Source organism: Alcanivorax sp. P2S70 (assembly GCF_000475295.1).
GTDB lineage: Bacteria > Pseudomonadota > Gammaproteobacteria > Pseudomonadales > Alcanivoracaceae > Alcanivorax > Alcanivorax profundi.
On sequence record NZ_AXBZ01000004.1, the window covers coordinates 51158 to 69403 of the forward strand.

At 56.3% G+C, this 18246-nt stretch carries 13 protein-coding genes; 7 read left to right on the plus strand and 6 right to left on the minus strand.

Features of this window, described 5'->3' with window-relative positions; translation table 11 throughout:
* Positions 1–52 precede the first annotated feature (52 nt).
* Positions 53–1735: a CocE/NonD family hydrolase gene (locus Q672_RS19575; RefSeq protein WP_022984101.1), complete on the minus strand. Its 1683-nt coding sequence runs from the start codon at positions 1733–1735 to the stop codon at positions 53–55.
* A gap of 48 nt (positions 1736–1783) precedes the next feature.
* Here Q672_RS19575 and Q672_RS19580 point away from each other — a divergent pair, with 48 nt between their 5' ends.
* Genes Q672_RS19580 through Q672_RS19590 form a run of 3 tightly spaced genes read left to right on the plus strand, consistent with a single transcriptional unit; the run spans position 1784 to position 5374 of the window.
* A complete protein-coding gene (locus Q672_RS19580) occupies positions 1784–2548 on the plus strand; it encodes a lipoprotein intramolecular transacylase Lit (protein ID WP_031225885.1) in 765 nt (254 codons plus the stop codon).
* Positions 2545–4524, plus strand: coding sequence for a PEP-utilizing enzyme (locus Q672_RS19585; RefSeq protein ID WP_022984103.1), 1980 nt, complete (start codon positions 2545–2547; stop codon positions 4522–4524). Before Q672_RS19580 ends, Q672_RS19585 begins: the two co-directional genes overlap by 4 nt.
* 34 nt (positions 4525–4558) lie before the next feature.
* Positions 4559–5374, plus strand: a complete 816-nt coding sequence (locus Q672_RS19590; RefSeq protein ID WP_022984104.1) for a DUF2189 domain-containing protein — start codon at positions 4559–4561, stop codon at positions 5372–5374.
* A gap of 137 nt (positions 5375–5511) precedes the next feature.
* Here the strand turns inward: Q672_RS19590 and metH are convergent, their stop codons facing one another.
* Complete coding sequence (metH, locus tag Q672_RS19595; protein ID WP_022984105.1) at positions 5512–9213, minus strand: methionine synthase; 3702 nt, start codon at positions 9211–9213, stop codon at positions 5512–5514.
* A gap of 268 nt (positions 9214–9481) precedes the next feature.
* On the opposite strand from metH, the gene Q672_RS19600 reads away from it, so the two are divergent.
* The gene (locus tag Q672_RS19600) at positions 9482–10300 is read left to right on the plus strand and encodes a mechanosensitive ion channel family protein (protein WP_022984106.1); all 819 of its coding nucleotides are present in this window, start codon (positions 9482–9484) and stop codon (positions 10298–10300) included.
* Between the two features lie 11 nt (positions 10301–10311).
* On the plus strand, positions 10312–11088 hold the full coding sequence (locus Q672_RS19605) for a DUF481 domain-containing protein (protein ID WP_022984107.1): 777 nt from the start codon (positions 10312–10314) through the stop codon (positions 11086–11088).
* Between the two features lie 401 nt (positions 11089–11489).
* Here the strand turns inward: Q672_RS19605 and Q672_RS19610 are convergent, their stop codons facing one another.
* The 4 genes from Q672_RS19610 to Q672_RS19625 all read right to left on the minus strand — a co-directional run bounded on the left by Q672_RS19610 (position 11490) and on the right by Q672_RS19625 (position 16057).
* A complete protein-coding gene (locus tag Q672_RS19610) occupies positions 11490–12872 on the minus strand; it encodes an NAD(P)(+) transhydrogenase (Re/Si-specific) subunit beta (RefSeq protein WP_022984108.1) in 1383 nt (460 codons plus the stop codon).
* Between the two features lie 3 nt (positions 12873–12875).
* Positions 12876–13151: an NAD(P) transhydrogenase subunit alpha gene (locus Q672_RS19615; protein WP_022984109.1), complete on the minus strand. Its 276-nt coding sequence runs from the start codon at positions 13149–13151 to the stop codon at positions 12876–12878.
* A complete protein-coding gene (locus Q672_RS19620) occupies positions 13151–14368 on the minus strand; it encodes a Re/Si-specific NAD(P)(+) transhydrogenase subunit alpha (RefSeq protein ID WP_022984110.1) in 1218 nt (405 codons plus the stop codon). Before Q672_RS19620 ends, Q672_RS19615 begins: the two co-directional genes overlap by 1 nt.
* Positions 14369–14629: 261 nt before the next feature.
* The gene (locus Q672_RS19625) at positions 14630–16057 is read right to left on the minus strand and encodes an ABC1 kinase family protein (protein ID WP_035481630.1); all 1428 of its coding nucleotides are present in this window, start codon (positions 16055–16057) and stop codon (positions 14630–14632) included.
* 183 nt (positions 16058–16240) lie between these two features.
* Here Q672_RS19625 and Q672_RS19630 point away from each other — a divergent pair, with 183 nt between their 5' ends.
* A complete protein-coding gene (locus Q672_RS19630; protein WP_022984112.1) occupies positions 16241–17011 on the plus strand; it encodes an alpha/beta fold hydrolase in 771 nt (256 codons plus the stop codon).
* An 81-nt stretch (positions 17012–17092) separates the two neighbouring features.
* A complete protein-coding gene (locus Q672_RS19635) occupies positions 17093–18235 on the plus strand; it encodes an oxygenase MpaB family protein (RefSeq protein ID WP_022984113.1) in 1143 nt (380 codons plus the stop codon).
* Positions 18236–18246: the final 11 nt, after the last annotated feature.

Here is an 18246-nt window from a genome sequence, read left to right on the forward strand (position 1 = left end):
ATCCACTATGATGTCCCGAGCTCGTTAACCCGGGACATCGCCGGATCACAACCTAAAAAGGACGTTCCGGAGCGAGAGAGATCGCTTCTTCACGTGTGATTGGCAACCAAACGTCTCCCTTGATAGTCGCTGATCGTGCCAGAAAAGCGGAATTAATCGGGAACTGGGTGGTGAAACCGTAGACAACCAATCCCACGCGATCACCTGCTTTCAGAGGTTGGCTGACAGCAGGTAATTCCATTTCGTAGATGCCTTTCTCGGGCAGGGGGGTTAACTGTTCACTGGCTACACGAACCCGGCGGCGATTGGCATGCTGAACACCCACTCCGACGAACATTGGCATGCTGTTGGAGCTCGAAGTGCCGGCAATTCTAAGGTCAATCTTTGGCGTTCCGAGCATGACTTCGTCATCGCCTCTTACGACATAAAGAGGAATAAACTTCGGTCGGCCGAAGCCTCCATTTGGCTTGAGATCACGGAGGTCGGCACCTGGCCACATGGCGCGGAACAGATCAGAGCCCGTATCGAAAGGAATCATCAGCCACTCGAAGGCGCCAGCCAGAGGTATAGTGACCTTGGATTTTGGCAGGTTAAAACGATTGGCTGGCGGCAGGTCTTCCTCTATTGCCAGTCCTCGTTCTTCGGTCACATTGACACAATACTGTGGAACGACGCTTTCTTGTCCCTTGAGTTTTTCATCCCACCAGCTGAGGATCACGTCTGTGGTCGACGCTTCGTAGTCACCACAATAGACAGTATCCTCAGTTTGATAGATCGGCAGCCACCCACGCCATTGCTGTATTGGCCAGGGCATCACATGCCCGCCTTGCAGGCCGATTACTCGAGCATCCTTTCCCTGATCCTTCCAGCAATCAGCATTTTTTACCGCTTCCTGGAAAGCGAAAATGGTGTCATGGAAACCCTGGATAAAGAGGGCGTCTGCATGAGGGGCCATGCCTTTGTCACAAAAACTCGCCGGGCTCCGTTCGTACAGAAGCGTTTGCATGTCCTGGCTTACGGTACCGTCAAAGGCACTATTCCACGGTTTGGCAAACATCTCGCCGACATCGAAACCACTGTTAATGGCGCCGGCGCTCAATAAAATGGCCCCCCAACCAGTCCGAAATTCCCCGTTAGGTGCCAGGCTGTTCATGTCATGCCAGCCGGTTAATGGTACCAGGGCCTTCAAGCGGGGTTCGGTAAAGGTCGCAAGTGTCTGTAAGCCCGCGCCGTAGGATTCCCCAATCATACCAATAGCGGGGCTATTATCGGGAAGGCGGCTTACTCCCGGGAGGTGATCCAAAGACCAGTCGATCACCTGGCTCAGATCAGCAACCTCAAATCCTGGATCCATCATGTGTACCCGGCCGCCGGATTGTCCCCATCCACGTTGATCGTAGAAGACAACCCAATATCCTGCTTTCCAGGCGGCGATCGCTGCCTCCCCGGTCAAGACAGCCTTGCCGTAAATGGACAGGGGGCGTTTGGCCCGGAAGCCACCAAAACCGTGGGTGGCGATAATCAATGGTGCGCTCTGACCCGCCTGTAACTCTGGCTGGTACACTGTGGCAGCCAGTTTCTTTCCATCGCGCGTTGGGATGCGGACCTGAAAGTAATCCGCTTCGAGGGCGGATTGTGTCAGTTGGGCATGGGTTTTGGGGAGCTGTGTCGTGCTGCAGCCAGCCATGGCCAGCATGGCGAGAAGCAAGGCGAAAGACGGGAATAGCGGTCGCATGCTGCTACATCCTCTGTTTATTATTCTGTTTTTATTGCGGGGGTGCCAATGGGAAATACGGCAGGCTATAGCCTTAAGGCAGCCACTTTAGTGTGGTTCTTCTATGCTGTCACGACCGTATTGCTCGCGATTCTGACCAGCTGGGCCTTGTACAGCCAAGTTAACTATGGCTATGCCTTCTGGTACAAGCAACTGGATATCCAGCAGCATATTGACCATTACGGCCCACAGAATCGCTTCAAGCAAGGTTTCGAGCAATTGCCGCCCGAACAACACATTGAGGCGTTTGAGCAAATCAGGAACGCGGTGCACGAGCATGGGGAGGGGCTTTCGAACCTTCAGTACTCTCTGCCCTCTGGCCAAAAAGTGCTGCTGTTGCACCGTGCCGAAGTGGTTCACCTTGAAGATGTGGCGAATTTGATCGATGCAGGTCGGCTGCTATTTGTCGTACTGGTGCTTCTCTGGTTGCCGTTAGCCTGGTGTTGTCTGTCGCTGGGATTGCCCGGCTGGCGTGAGCGCTTGCTGATTACTGTCATCGGTGTAGTTGGTGTGCTAGCTTGGCTGGCTGTCGCAGGCCCAACCGAGGTCTTTTATCAGTTTCATGTCTGGTTGTTTCCGGCTGACCACCAATGGTTTTTTTACTGGCAGGATTCCCTGATGAGCACACTGATGAAGGCCCCGGCACTGTTTGGCGGGATTGCCTTGGCCATTGCTTTAGGGGCTCTGCTGCTGTTACCGGCTTTTTATTTTGCCGGCTGGGGGCTTGCGAGCCGTTTGACGCCCACAAGAAACAGGAAACCACACCTGTCATGAGCATTGAAGTACTGACAGCAGACCCGGAGGGTGAGGAAAACCTTCAACAATGGGCCTCTCGGGGATTGCCTGTACCGCCTAGCTGGCGGGTACCTCGCGCTGCCATAACAGGTATTGCTTCCGAGACGCTGGTAAACACGCTGAAAGCGTTGCCCCGCATGTTTGGTGCAGAGCGTTACTGGGTACTTCAACAGGGGCCGATGAATCCCGACTCACGCCGTGAAAGCCTGCTGAATCTCGACTCGGATGAAGCGCTTGCGGCGGCCCTGGTGTCCATCTTTGCCCGGGAACAGTCCCCGGAACAGGTGGTCATTCAGGCATTACCCAGACAGCAAGCTGCGGGAGTACTTTTCACGCGTCACCCTCTGCGACAAGACTTGCATCACGTAGTGGTGGAGGGAGTGTCGAACGGAAACGTGGACAGACAGCGAGCAATTTTTGATGAGCAGGGGCGGCTGGTCCATGCCAGTCACGACGATGCTGCACTTCACAAGGTCGTCGGAGAAGCTAACTTTCACTCCCTGTATATTGCATTGAAGGGCAGCTTCGATCGCCCGCAAGCAGCAGAGTGGGTCTTTGATGGTGAGAAAATCTGGCTGCTGCAAACGCTGCCGGTTGGCTCATTGCCCGAACCGCGGGAAGCGTGGACCCGACGCGCTGGTCACGCACTGTTCCACCAGGCCGAAACACCGTTATGGTACACCTTGGCAGGGCGCTGGCTGAAAACAGGCTTCTGGGAGCCTCTCGTGGAGAAAAAGGGCTGGGATCACCTGAAGAAGGTTGAACCCTATCGCCGCCAGCATAGCCACATTTACACCAATTGTGCCTATTTCCGTTCTCTTCAGAATGATCACCCGGGAGCCTGTGATAGGGTGCCCCCGGCATGGAAGGCTCTGCAGCCCCCTGCAGCACCAGCGTCTCCGTCGCTCTTATTAAAGCGAATTGCGGCTTTCAATCTTCACCGCAGCATTAGTCAGTGGCGAATGCCCGAGATCACTCGGGATACGCTGTGGCGGGCTTTCATGCAATTGGACACCTACGGTGAGCGACTCAGTGGCCTTGAAGGCGCACTTGCCTATCTGCATGTTCCAGACAGATTGGCCGAGGTCGATACCCCATTACCGTTATCGCTGCTCCTCAGTGGTCAGGAATTGGCGTTGATTCAAGCGCTGGCTGAAGGTGATGTAGAAGGCGTCGAGGAGTCTGCATTGCGACCGGGGGCTGATCCTGTCCATGCGGCCTTGAATGAAGGGCCTGCCCAGTCCAAAAGTGTCAGGGCTGTGCCACGCACTGCTGCTGCCGTGCCGATGCCGTCCGCACGTGAGGCTGTCCTGTTCGAGTTATCCAGCCAGGTCAGGGTGTTAAAGTTCATGTTGGGTAATCGCTTTAGGGAAGTGCTCAGCGCCATGGGGGCGCTGGTAGTCAATCAACAGCTGTTACAGCACCCTGACGACATCCATTTTCTGTACTTTGACGAGTTATGGCAGCTATGGATGGGGGAAGGGCTTCCTGCCAGTGCAAGCCATCAGACCCTCGCTCAGCGAAAGTTACGGTACCTGGATGACGGCCTCCAGGGGGCGCCTGACTGGAAAATGGACCAGATTGGCTATGGTTTCGGTGGTGGCTTTCAGACCAGCCCGCTACTCAAGGGGTTGCCATTAGTGCCGGGTCAGGTACAGGGACCAATTCGGCGGCTGTGCAGTGCCTGGAGCCTTAACCGGATTCAGCCCGGCGATATTCTCGTCATGGATCAGGTGGATCCATCCTGGACCCCCTGGCTCCTGCAGGCAGGAGGGATTGTTCTGGCGGGAAAAGATCCCGGCAATGCCGCTGCAAGCCTTGCTCGTCACTTTGGTATTCCTGCCATTTGGGCGGCCAGTGATGTAATGCATAGTGTGCGCGACGAAATGGCAGGTATGCTTGATGCGGATGACGGCCAGCTGGACGTGGCTGAGGTGCTGAGCGAGAGCGACTAGGCATGTGTAATCCCGTTATTGGGGAGAAGCGAATATGGATGAGCAGGAACCCAGGATTCGGCCAAATGGCCTGCCGGAGGATACCCGTCCTTTCGTGGCGCCGTGCCGACACATCGAGCCACTGGCGCCGCTTCGCTGGCTGAAAAAAGGGTGGCGGGATTTTCGCGCTGCTCCGGTGCCGAGCCTGGTGTATGGGCTGGTGATGGTTGCAATGAGTTATGCCATCACTGCCGCGACCTGGTGGTTCGGCAATATGGGGTTGTACCTGGCGCTGATCTCGGGTTTCGTGTTCCTCGGGCCGATCCTGGCGCTGAATCTGTACGGCATCAGTATCCAGCGACAACAGAATCAAACGCCCACGCTGGGTAAAAGCTTTCGGCAGGTGCGTTCCTGCATAGGCGATATGCTGACCTTTACGGTGATCATGATCGTCGTCTTTCTTGTTTGGGCCCGTGCGGCCAACCTGATCTATATCTTTTACCCGGTGAACGAATGGCACCTGGAAAACGTGCTGTTGTTCTTTGGTGTCGGCTCCAGCGTCGGTGCCATGTTCTGCGCCATCGTTTTTACCGCCAGTGCCTTCTCGCTCCCCATGATCATGGATCGCAAAACGGACATGGTGACCGGTGTCATTACCAGTGCCAATGCGGTTCTGCGTAACAAACTCCCGCTATTCATCTGGGCCTGCCTAATCGGGCTGTGCCTGCTGGTCGGCCTGCTAACCGCCTATCTCGGGCTGGCAGTATTGCTGCCGGTGCTGGGCTACGCCACCTGGCACGGGTATCGGGAGTCGATTGATGCGACGGAGTGGGATGCGCGATTCGAGCTACCACCGGAGAGCAGTGAATAGTGAATGGTTTACAGTGAACAGCGCGCGTTCAGCGCATGGGGAATTTGAAAGCAAGGAGGCCGCGCCCATCGTCTGGACGCGGCCTCTTTCGTTGGCGTAACACAGTGCGCTCCCGCGCGCTGTTCACTGTTAACTGTTCACTGCTCTTCAATGTAGCCCAACAGATGCGGCACCATCCGCTCGATCTCCTTGCGGGACATGCCTTTGCGGGCGGCATAATCGTCCATCTGATCTTTAGCCAGCTTGCCGGTGCCGAAGTACTTGGCATCAGGGTGAGAGAAGTACCAGCCGGAAACGGCAGCGGCGGGCAACATGGCGTAGCTCTCGGTCAGGGTCATGCCCGCATTGCTTTCCGGGTCCAACAATTCCCACAGCAGGGCCTTTTCCGTGTGGTCAGGGCAGGCGGGGTAGCCCGGGGCAGGGCGAATGCCGCGGTACTTTTCACTGATCATGTCCTGATTGCTCAGTGCTTCATCGTTGGCGTAGCCCCAGTATTCCTTGCGGACCTTCTCGTGCATACGCTCGGCGAAGGCTTCGGCCAGCCGGTCCGCCAGGGCCTTGAGCATGATGGCAGAGTAGTCGTCGTGGTCGGCTTCAAAACGGGCCACGTGCTCATCGATACCGATGCCGGCAGTGACGGCAAAGCCGCCCAGCCAGTCGGTCAGGCCGGTTTCCTTGGGGGCAATAAAGTCGCTGAGGCAGTAATCCGGCTTGTCATTCTTGCTTCTGTCCAGCTGTTGGCGCAGATGATGGAGGGTCATGAAGGCCTCCTTGTCACCGGGCTTGTGGTACAGCTCGATGTCATCCATGTCGGAATTGGCTGGCCAAAAACCGATTACAGCACGGGCACTTAGCCACTTTTCTTTAACGATTTTCTCAAGCATTGCCTGGGCATCTCGGTACAGGCGGGTGGCTTCCTTGCCCACTACCTCGTCTTCCAGAATGTTGGGGAACTTACCGGCCAGCTCCCAGGAACGGAAGAAAGGGGTCCAGTCGATACGTTGCACCAGGTCTTCCAGCGGGTAATCCTCGAAGACCTTGAGACCTTTGACGGCAGGCTCGGGTGGCGTATAGCCGCTCCAGTCCGGCTGGAAGCGGTGCTCGCGGGCTTGCTCGATGGAAATCAGCGAGCGGTCGACCTGTTGCTGTTTGCGTCTTTCACGCAGCCCTTCATAGGTGTCCTTGAGCTCACTGACATACTCTGGCTTGGCTTCCTTGGAGAGCAGCTTGGAGGCCACGCCCACGGCACGGGAGGCGTCGGCCACATGCACTACCGCATGCTGGTAGGCCGGGTCAATCTTTACGGCGGTATGGATGCGACTGGTGGTGGCGCCACCGATCATCAGCGGCAGGTCCATGTCCAGACGCTGCATTTCGCTGGCCACATGGACCATTTCATCCAGAGACGGGGTGATCAGGCCGGACAGGCCAATGATGTCCACCTTTTCTTTCTTCGCGGTGTCGAGAATCTGTTCACAGGGCACCATGACGCCCAGATCGATGACCTCGTAGCCATTACACTGCAGGACCACGCCGACGATGTTCTTGCCGATGTCGTGGACGTCGCCTTTTACCGTGGCCATGAGGATCTTGCCGTTGGATTCATCCTGGGTTCCGAGCTCTTCTTTTTCTTTTTCCATGAAGGGCATCAGGTAGGCCACGGCTTTCTTCATTACACGGGCCGATTTCACCACCTGAGGCAGGAACATCTTGCCCTCGCCGAACAGGTCGCCCACCACGTTCATGCCGTCCATGAGCGGGCCTTCGATCACGTGCAGGGGGCGCGCAGCGTTCTGGCGGGCAAGCTCGGTGTCTTCTTCCACGTAATCGGCAATACCCTTGACCAGGGCATGCTCGAGGCGCTTTTCCACGGTCCATTCGCGCCAGGCAAGATCTTCCTTCTTGGTCTTTTCAGCACCGGATCCCCGGTACTTCTCGGCCAGGTCCAGCAGCACCTCGGTGCTGTCTTCATGCCGGTTGAGCACCACGTCTTCTACAGCGTTGCGCAGCTCTTCGGGAATGTCGGAGTACACCGCCAGCATGGTGGGGTTGACGATACCCATATCCATACCGTTCTTGATGGCGTAGTAGAGGAACACGGCATGAATGGCTTCACGGACGGTGTCATTACCGCGGAATGAGAAGCTCACATTGGAGACACCACCGGAGATCATGGCGTGGGGCAGGGTGCGTTTGATGTCGCCCACCGCCTCGATGAAATCCACGGCGTAGTTGTTATGTTCCTCAATACCCGTCGCAATGGCGAAGATATTCGGGTCAAAAATGATGTCTTCCGGCGGGAAGCCTACTTCTTCTGTCAGCAGCTTGTAGGCACGGGTGCAGATTTCCAGCTTGCGTTCACGGGTTTCCGCCTGGCCCACTTCATCGAAGGCCATCACGATCACAGCAGCACCGTAGCGGCGCAGCAGGCGAGCCTGATGGAGGAAGCTTTCTTCCCCTTCCTTCATGGAGATGGAGTTCACCACCCCCTTGCCCTGAATGCACTTGAGCCCGGCCTCGATCACTTCCCACTTGGACGAATCGATCATGATCGGGACTTTGGCGATTTCCGGCTCGGAGGCGACCAGGTTGAGGAATCGCACCATGCAGTCGGTGGATTCCAGCATGCCCTCATCCATGTTGATATCGATGATCTGGGCACCGTTTTCTACCTGGTCCCGCGCCACATCCAGGGCAGCATCGTAGTCGCCTTCCTTGATCAGTCGCAGGAAACGCTTGGAACCCGTCACGTTGGTGCGTTCACCCACATTCACAAACAGTGAATCCTTGGTGATGGTGCAGGGTTCCAGGCCAGACAGGCGGCAGGCCACTTCGATGTCGGGCAGGGGACGGGGAGCCAGTCCCTCGACCGCACCCGCCATGGCGGCGATATGCTCAGGCGTGGTGCCACAGCAGCCACCAATAATGTTCAGGAAGCCTTTCTCGGCCCACCCCTTGATCTCGCGGGCCATGGTGGGCGGATCCAGGTCGTACTCGCCCATTTCGTTGGGCAGCCCTGCATTGGGGTGGGCGGAGACGAAGGTTTCGGAAATCCGCGATAATTCTTCGATGTAGGGGCGCAGTTCCATGGGGCCAAGGGCACAGTTCAGGCCGAAGCTGATCGGCTGGGCATGGCGCAGGGAGTTATAGAAGGCTTCGGTGGTCTGCCCGGTGAGAGTACGACCGGAGGCATCAGTGATGGTGCCGGAGATCATCACCGGCAGGGACAGTTTGTTCTCGTAGCAGTACTGGTCCACCGCAAAAACCGCCGCCTTGGCGTTCAGGGTGTCAAAGATGGTTTCGATCAGCACCAGATCAATACCGCCTTCCACGAGCCCATCAAGGGCTTCCAGATAGGCGTCTACCAGCGCGTCGAAGGTCACGTTACGGAAACCCGGGTCGTTCACATCCGGGCTAATGCTGGCTGTGCGGTTGGTTGGGCCAAGAACACCGGCCACGTAGCGGGGTTTGTCGGGCGTGGAGGCCTCGTCAGCAGCTTCCCGGGCCACGCTGGCTGCGGCCACATTGATCTCCCGGGCCAGATCCTGCATGTCGTAGTCGGCCATGGCGATGGAGGTGGCGTTGAAGGAGTTGGTCTCGATGATGTCGGCGCCAGCGTCCAGATAGCCTTTATGCAGCGCCTTGATGCGATCCCGCTGGGTGATGCACAGCAGGTCATTGTTGCCTTTCAGGTCGCTGGGCCAATCAGCGTACTGAGTGCCCCGGTAATCCTCCTCGGAAAACTTGCAGCGCTGGATCATGGTGCCCATGCCGCCATCCAGGATCAGGATGCGTTGTTGCAGCTGGGCAGTGAGCTGGGCGCGCAGGTTTGAGGTCATGAAAGGCTCCGTGAGGCCGGGAAAAAAGGGCCGTTATTATAGCGGATTGAGGGCATTCGACCCAATTATGTTAGCCGTACAGATGGAATAGGCCGTGAGGGGTGGCGAAATCTGGTTCAGCCTTTCATCATAGGCCGGTGAAATTACGTACCCGCGCCATGGTGAGCGGGTGAAACTTTGTAAAATCGCCGCTGTGTTGCGGAACCTGAGGCTTGCTCGTCAAGGTTATAAGGCATAATCCGCGCTCACTGGATGAGGAGAATGATCAATGGAGCAATATCTTTCGCAACTGCAAACCTTTGCCAATGAAAACCTGATGCCGTATGCGTGGAATATCGTCGCTGCGCTGGTCATTTTCATTGTCGGTAAGTGGATTGTTGGCCGTTTGGCCGGCTGGGTAAACCGGATGATGGACAAGCGGGTCGACGCCACTGTCGCCAAGTTCATTGGCAACATCGTCCACATCATCTTGTTTGTCTTCGTGGTCATCGCCTCCCTGGATCAGCTGGGTGTCGAAACCACCTCGTTGGTGGCTATCGTTGGTGCCGCCGGTCTGGCTGTAGGCCTGGCGTTGAAAGATTCTCTGGGTAATTTTGCTGCCGGCGTCATGCTGATTTTGTTCAAGCCGTTCCGCGTTGGCCATTACGTAGAGGCTGGCGGCACTGCCGGTACCGTCAAGGAAATCAAGATCTTTGCCACCATCATGATGTCTCCGGATAACAAGGTTATCACTGTACCCAATGGTTCGATCATGTCCGGCAACATCACCAATTACTCAGAAATGCCTACCCGTCGAGTGGATATGGTGTTCGGAGTGGCCTACGATGCAGACCTTTCACTGGTCAAGAAGACTCTCGAAGAGATTCTGGCTGCCGACGATCGGGTTCTGAAAGACCCGGCACCGGTGATTGCCGTTGGTGAACTGGCAGACAGCTCAGTGAATTTCCTCTGCCGTCCGTGGGTTAAAAGCGCGGATTTCTGGGGTGTGAAGTGGGATACGACAGAAACCGTCAAGCGTCGCTTTGACGAGGCAGGTATTGGCATCCCGTTCCCGCAAATGGATGTCCACCTGGACAAGAGTGAGTAAAGGAGATTTCAATGCGCAGTAAGTATTTGGCTGCCATGCTGATTGCCACCGGGCTTCCGGTGGCAAGCCTTGCTGCTGAAGAGGCAGCAGAAGACGGTGCAACCAAGTGGAGCGGTGATATTGGTATTGGTTTGTTGTTCAAGCGGGGGAATACCAACTCCGACTCGACGAACGCGAATGCCAATATGTCCCGCGACAGCGCCAAGTGGCGTCATACGTTCAAGGCCGACGCCAACAACGAACAGGAAGAAGATCCTGATACGGAAGAATACACCCGCACGGATGAAAACTACTTTGCATCCTACAAGCTTGACCGCAAGTTGGGTGAAGAATCCAGGAACTACCTGTTCAACGTCCTCACGTACAAGAAAGACAATTTTTCGGGCTACCACTACGAAGCAAGCTACGCGATTGGTCTTGGTCGCCGCTGGATCGATAGCGACCGCCAGACGCTGGATGCTGAATTCGGTCCGGGTTACCGGGTCAAGTGCCTGGACCCTCAGGACACCTATTTCAGCTGTGCGGACTCGGAAGAGGATGCTATTGCCCGTATTGGTATCAAGTATGATCTGAAGGTAAGCGACAATACCGTTTTCCGTGAAGATTTCTCCACCGAAGTGGGTGAGGATGGTGCGGACACCCGTGCGGAAACCTCGCTGACCACCGCGATTAACTCCAAGTTTTCTCTGCGGTTACGCCACTTGCTCGAGCACGATTCCGATGCGCCTGATGGCACCAAGGAAACCGACCACACCTTCTCTGTTGGTGTGGTTTACACCCTGAAGTGATCCTTCAGGCGTGAAAAAGCCCTGACTCGCGGCAGTGAGTCAGGGCTTTTTTATGGCACGTCATCACGATTCCCATTTCGCCGGCGGACCCGCCGTTAAAATACCATTTGAATGTATAAGCGCTGGAGAAGAGATGGCAATCGCCATTTCCGGTGCCTAGTGGGTAAAGATCATCTGCCCATGGCGTGGACTCGCGTTGGAGTGTCCGTGACAGCCCACAATCAGCTTTACACGGCAGCAGTGACCGGGAGTGTTCAGGCACGGTAGATGGCAAAGAGGGTGAGAATCTGACGTTATATTTGTGGAAGAGCAGGGGGCTTGAGTCAGGACCTGCGACCTGGACATTTAAGGCAGGCACAAAAAAGGGAGCCCACAGGCTCCCTTTTTCGTGAGACTGACAATCAGCCTTCTTTCAGGGCGGTGGTGATATCCAGCACCGCACCCTTGCCGTCGCCGAACAACATCAGCGTGTTGTCCTTGGCAAACAGCGGGTTGGGCAGGCCGGCAAAACCGGCGCTCAGGGAGCGTTTCACCACAACCACGGTCTTGGCCTTGTCCACGTTCAGGATAGGCATACCGTAGATCGGGCTACCCTTGTCTTCACGGGCCAGCGGGTTGGTTACGTCGTTGGCACCCAGCACGATGGCGACATCGGTCTGTTCGAAGGTCGGGTTAATGGCATCCATGTCCTTGAGCTTGTCATAGGACACTTCCGCTTCGGCCAGCAGTACGTTCATGTGACCCGGCATACGACCCGCTACCGGGTGGATTGCGTATTCCACTTCGCAACCCATGGCTTCCAGGGTGTCGGCCATATCACGCACGGCGTGCTGCGCCTGAGCCATAGCCAGACCGAAGCCCGGTACGATAACGACGCGCTGGGCTGTCTCGAGCAGCATGGCAACTTCTTCAGAAGAGGTGGACTTCACCTTGCCAGCATAGACTTCGTCTTCATCCATGGCTTCGCCAGCTTCCGCCATCACACCGAACAGAACGTTGGTGAGGGAGCGGTTCATGGCTTTACACATGATGCTGGTCAGAATCAGGCCGGAGGCGCCAACCAGGGAACCGGTAATGATCAGGGCGCTGTTGCCCATTACGAAACCGGCCGCAGAGGCAGCAACACCGGAGTAGGAGTTCAGCAGCGCGATAACCACGGGCATGTCAGCACCACCGATCGGCAGCACCAGGAACAGACCAAGCACCGCAGCGGCAGCCACAAGACCCCAGAAAACAGCCTCGTTGCCCGGGTTGACGACCAGGTAGCCTACGGCCACAACAGAGCCGATAAACAGCAGGCCATTGACCAGTTTCATGCCCGGGAAGCCCATGGGCTTGCCATCGATCAGTTCCTGAAGCTTGGCAAATGCCACCAGAGAACCGGTCAGTGTCACGGCACCGATCAGTACAGCGGCACCCGTGGCGATGATAGAGACCGTGCTATCCGCAGAGCCACGGAAGAACTCCGCAGACGCCACCGCGAAAGACGCGCCGCCACCAAAGCCGTTAAGCAGGGCGATCATCTGCGGCATGGACGTCATCTGTACTTTCTTGGCCATAACGGCACCAATCAGGCCACCAACAACGACACCGGCAATGATGATTTCGTAAGTAACAATGTGCTCATTGAGCAGGGTAACCACGGCAGCAACACCCATGCCGGCTGCAGCCAGCAGGTTGCCACGCACGGCAGTTTTCGGCTTGGTCAGCCCCTTGATACCCACCACAAACAGGCAGGCGGCGATCAAGTAGGCGATATCAATCCAGTTCTGGGAAACGTGCATGAATTACTTCCTCTTGAACATCGCCAGCATTCGATTGGTGACCATAAAGCCGCCAATCACGTTGATGGTAGCCAGTACCACCGCAGCAAACCCCAGTACATTGATGAGCATGCCGGCATCAGAACCAGCAGCGATCAATGCACCCACCACAGTGATGCCGGAAATGGCGTTGGAGCCAGACATCAGCGGAGTGTGCAGGGTAGGCGGAACCTTGGTGATCAGCTCCACACCGAGGAAGATCGCCAGCACGAACAGAGTCAGTTGAGCTACGAAATCCATTATTTTTCCTCCTTGCTGTCTGCGGCGGCTTCTTCAGCCGGGGCTTCCGGCTTGGCCAGCGAAGGCAGGCCGAGCAGGTCACGCAGACGGGCCTGGGGCACGTCGCCATCGTGACTGATCACGGTTTCGACAACGATCTCGTCTTCGAAGTCCAGCTGCAGGTCGCCATTGTCGTCGAGCAGCAGGTTGAGGAGGTTTTCCATGTTCTTGCCAAACATCTGGCTGGCATGGAAAGCCACAGAGGAGGGCACATTTTCAGGGCCGACAATGGTCACACCGTGTTTAACCACGGTCTTGCCAGACTCGGTCACTTCACAGTTACCACCACGCTCGGCAGCCAGATCGACGATGATGGCGCCCGGCTTCATGGCCTTCACCATGTCCTCGGTCACCAGGATCGGGCTCTTGGCGCCAGGTACCGCGGCAGTGGTGATCACCACGTCCATTTCCTTGATGACTTCAGTCATCAGCTCACGCTGACGCTTGAGGAAGTCTTCACCCTGGGCTTTGGCGTAGCCGCCGGTCCCTTCTGCTTCGCCGGTATCGAGATCAAGCTCCACCGGCTTGGCGCCAACGGAGAGAATCTGCTCACGGGCAGCGGGGCGAACGTCGTAGGCTTCCACAATGGCGCCAAGACGCTTTGCCGTCGCACAGGCTTGCAGGCCCGCAACCCCGGCACCCATCACAAACACGCGCGAGGCGTTAAGCGTGCCTGCCGCGGTCATGTTCATGGGGAACATACGCTGGGATTCGGTGGCAGCCAGCAGTACACACTTGTAGCCGGCAACCATGGCCATGGAGGAGAGTACGTCCATGGCCTGGGCGCGGGTAATCCGCGGTACCAGCTCCAGCGCCAGGCCTGAGATTTTTTTCTCGGCCAGAGACTGCGCGAATTGCGGGTTAGCCAGCGGATCAGTCATCCCGATCAGGGTCTGGCCTTCCTTCAACTTATTGAGGTCTTCTGCACCGTTCTGAGTGTTGCTACCAGGTGTCTGCACTTGCAGAACAACCTGGGAAGCACTGAATACCTCGTCGCGATCAACCAGTTTGGCTCCGGCAGTTTCAAAAGCACTATCCGGATAGCCGGCGAGTTCGCCGGCGCCGCGCTCAATGATGATCTCGACACCTTGTTTCTTCAGCAAAGCGCTGACATTGGCAGGCGTAATGGCTACGCGCTGCTCGCCAGGGCAGATTTCTTTGGGAACACCGATAATCACCTGCGTTACCCCCGTCTGTGGTTCGCAAATAATCGGCAAATCAGGATAGAGAAGGTGGCAACCCAATCCCCTGAAAGCCGCGTAAAATGAGGGCTGGCGGGTTCGAGCACAGGGTACTCGCGCCGGACACAGGCCCTCAGCAGGGTGCTAACCTTATTGTGCGTCTACCAGCTTGGCAAATGACAAATGGTTATCGCACCAATAAGTGATTGAAAGGGTTAGTTACCGCGGGCCATCCCCCGGGGCAACAACATTCGCTTCTCAATCTCCTGGAGTGATGGTTTTTTGATCAACCAGGAGCAGGTCGCTGTCTTCCTGCATATGAATGAAAGGCTCAAGGATGGTGTTGCCGCGGACTTCAGCATTGATGACATGCAAAAAGGTGTAGGCACCTAGTAACTTTCTGAAAAGAAAGATGAATTCTTTGGGTGGAACATCAAAATGGACGGATAGGGCGTTACGTCCGGCCTTGTTCATTATGCGCCCGGGCAAGTTGCTTTCCCCCCAGCGGTACTCGAGATTCTCGTTGAGTAGATCCGCAGGCGGAGGGAATTTTTCCGGGTCCTGAAGTACTTCAATGGCCTCGAAACACATGGCCGCGAAATCGTCGAGAATGCGGCGTGGCGTACCTCTGGCAAGAAAATCCAGCGCACTCAGCGCACGGATAAGCCTTTCGGTATCGTGGTAGTAGGAGGCACGGATCATCTCACGACCTGGACCAAGGACGTCATTATCGAAATCCCGGATGGCACCGAAATCCAGAAGTACAATCTGGTCTTTTTCCGGGGCCTCACCGATCCGTAGTAAATAGTTGCCGAAATTCGGGTCCGTTTGCATTTTGTTCCATTCGAACACCTCCCGGCAGCACAGCTCCATGATGGCCCGGCCGATAAAGTTTCGCCGTGTCTGGGATAACTCCAGTACTGCAGGATCATTCACGCCGATACCGTGCTCGAAGGTCATGCACATGATGTTGTGGCTGGAATATTCCGGGACAATTTCCGGAACCACAAAACGGGTATCATCGGCAAGGGCCTGGCGGAAATGGCGGGTGGTGTGGGCCTCAAGATCGTAGTCGACCTCACGGCGCAGCATTTCCTTTACCTCATTGAGCCACATGTTGAACTGTTCCGTGATAGGAACAAGTCGGCTCATTTTCAGCAGACGGACCAACGCACGCATGTCGGAATCAATGGCATCGGCAACACCGGGATACTGGATCTTGAGGACCAGCTCCTTGCCGTCAGACTTTCGGATAGCCTTGTGTACCTGGGCTAGGGAGGCGGCACCAAGCGGGGTGGTGTCGACCTCCAGTTCTGCCAGCTTGACCTCCCCGAGCTGTCGCTGGAGGTGCTTTTCAATGGCCGACCATTCCAGCGCCGTGGTCTGGTTTTCAAGCGTGTGCAGGGCGGTGGTGACTTCTTCAGGGAGAAAGTGCTCGCCGAACAGGGCCATCATTTGCCCAATCTTGACCACTGACCCCTTGAGCTTCCCCAATTCCTCTACCAGTTCCTGGGCACGGGCAGACAGAATCTCCTTGCGACGTTCTTCACGCTTGTCCTTGCTGGTAAAAAAGGTGCCGGCACTGGCCGTTGCATATTTGGCACCCGCCATGAAGCCGGCCTTTGCCATGGAAAAGCGCCGCTCTACAGAGCCTGTTTTTACCCGTTTTACTGTTTTACGTGTCATCGACTGGGAAACTCCATTTGCCATCCTGCTTGCCGGTGGCATTCTAGCGGGTAATCTGACACGGGTCATTGTCCAAACCGTTGATCCGGAAAAGGAAATGGTTCCATTGAGTAACCTCCGCGCGGGTAGGGCACATGACAGCGGATACCGGTGCAAAACATTGAGTGTAAGGAAAGCAGCATTATGGCGAGAACCTGGGTTTTGCTGAGGGGATTAGTCAGGGAGCAAAGGCATTGGGAGGATTTTCCGGCCCAATTTCAGGCAGCAGTGCCGAGTGACCGGGTGATTTGTGTGGATTTGCCCGGTAACGGCGTGTTCTATCGTGAAGATAGCCCGACAAGAATTGCTGCCATGGTTGCCCATGCACGAGAGCAGCTGGCGAACCAGGGTGAAAGCGGCCCTTTCTACCTGGTCGCACTGTCGCTGGGGGCGATGACCGCCGTCCAATGGCTAAGTCAGGCACCCCACGAAGTGGCTTTTGCGGCCTTGATTAATACCTCTTCCAGCCGTTTCAGTCCCTTTTGGCGACGTCTGCGTCCGGGAAATTACGCCCGACTGATCCGTGAAGGCATCATCAGCCGAAACCGGGTGCGAAAAGAAAAGGCTATTTTGGAAATCACCTCAAACCTTAGAGACACGGCATGGTTACACCAGCTGGCGGAGCGTTGGGCGGAGTATGCGAGGCTGCAGCCTGTCTCATTGCGTAACAGCTTACGCCAGTTACTGGCCGCTATGCGTTTTCAGGCACCCGCTGCCTTGCCAGACACTGTCCCAGTCATCCTGATAAGCGGGGAAGGTGACAGGCTGGTGCACCCGAGCTGTTCTCGGCGGATGGCGGAGGCCTGGCAGTTACCCCTGCGTGCTCACCCTCAAGCCGGTCACGATTTGCCTCTTGATGCGCCACAATGGTTGATCAATACGCTTCTGGCTGGGGTAACAGAAACGCGCAATTAGTGTATTGACCGTCTGGGCTAGCCATTTTACCGTAGAGTCAGAACTCATGAGTTCTCAAAACAATAAAGACGAGAGGTATCCATGGCTACGCCTCAGGAATTGGCCCGCTTCCAGCGCGGCCCGCAGAATCCCCAGGAACGTGTGTGGTGGGACCGGTATTCCCACAAGAATCTGGATCGCTGGCGTCAGATACAGGATCCTTTAGCGGATCGTTGTGCCGCCCAGATCAAGTTTACCCGGCCCTCCGGGCTTCTGGAGGAAGTGGAGCGGCGTGCTGCCAGCGAAGGGGGCGATTTTCAGGCGTTTCTGGACCACTGCCATGCGGTGCCCCACTGGGTAGATTTCGAGGAGATGGAGCTCGGTCGGCGCATGTACCGCCGCAACGGCGCGCTCCAGGGACTGGTACTGATGTGTTCAAGCCTGGTAGAAGGCTATGCGCATAACAAACCCTCTCAAGTCCTGGTTGCAACCGGACGACTGCAGAAAGACGTATCGCGTCGCATCTATGAGACGGGCCAGATGCTGCACAATATTGTCGGGGATGACGGGCTGCGCCCCGGTGGACTGGGGCACCGGACCCTGATGGAAGTGCGTCTGCTGCACGCGGCGGTTCGGCAGTTTCTCCGCAATAACCCCCGTTGGGATGTGGAAAAGTACGACATGCCCATCAACCAGGAAGACATGGCGGGCACCATCCTTGAGTTCGATTTCATGGTGGTTCGGGGCCTGAAGCGACTGGGTGTCAATATCAGCCGTCGCGAGCATGAATCCATGCATTACTTCTGGCGCTACGCCGGTTATTTGCTTGGTGTCGATGAGTCCTTGCTCACTACTACGCTGGAGGAGCAAGAGATCATGGCGCTGCAGCTGACCTCTCACCTTTACGATCCGACACCGGATAGTGAATCACTGGCTAAGGCCTTGCTGAAAGACATGTCCAACAAGGCACCGTTCAATCTGTCCTATGATGTGTTGCTGGCATTCAGTCGTTACCTGATTGGAGACAAGGTCGCCGATGACCTGAACATTTACAGCTCGGTTTCCGCAGGCACAGCGGTACGTGTGGTGAAAACGGCGATTCGGGCAGCCAGTTTTGGTATGCGCATGCTGCCAGACCCGGCAAAACGGGCAGTGGAAGGCTTTAATCACACCCTGGGCCGTCGTACCCTGCAGGCAGGACTGGGTGGCAATCCCGCTCGTTGGGGCTTTAAGGCGCTTGCTTGAGTTGATGGGTT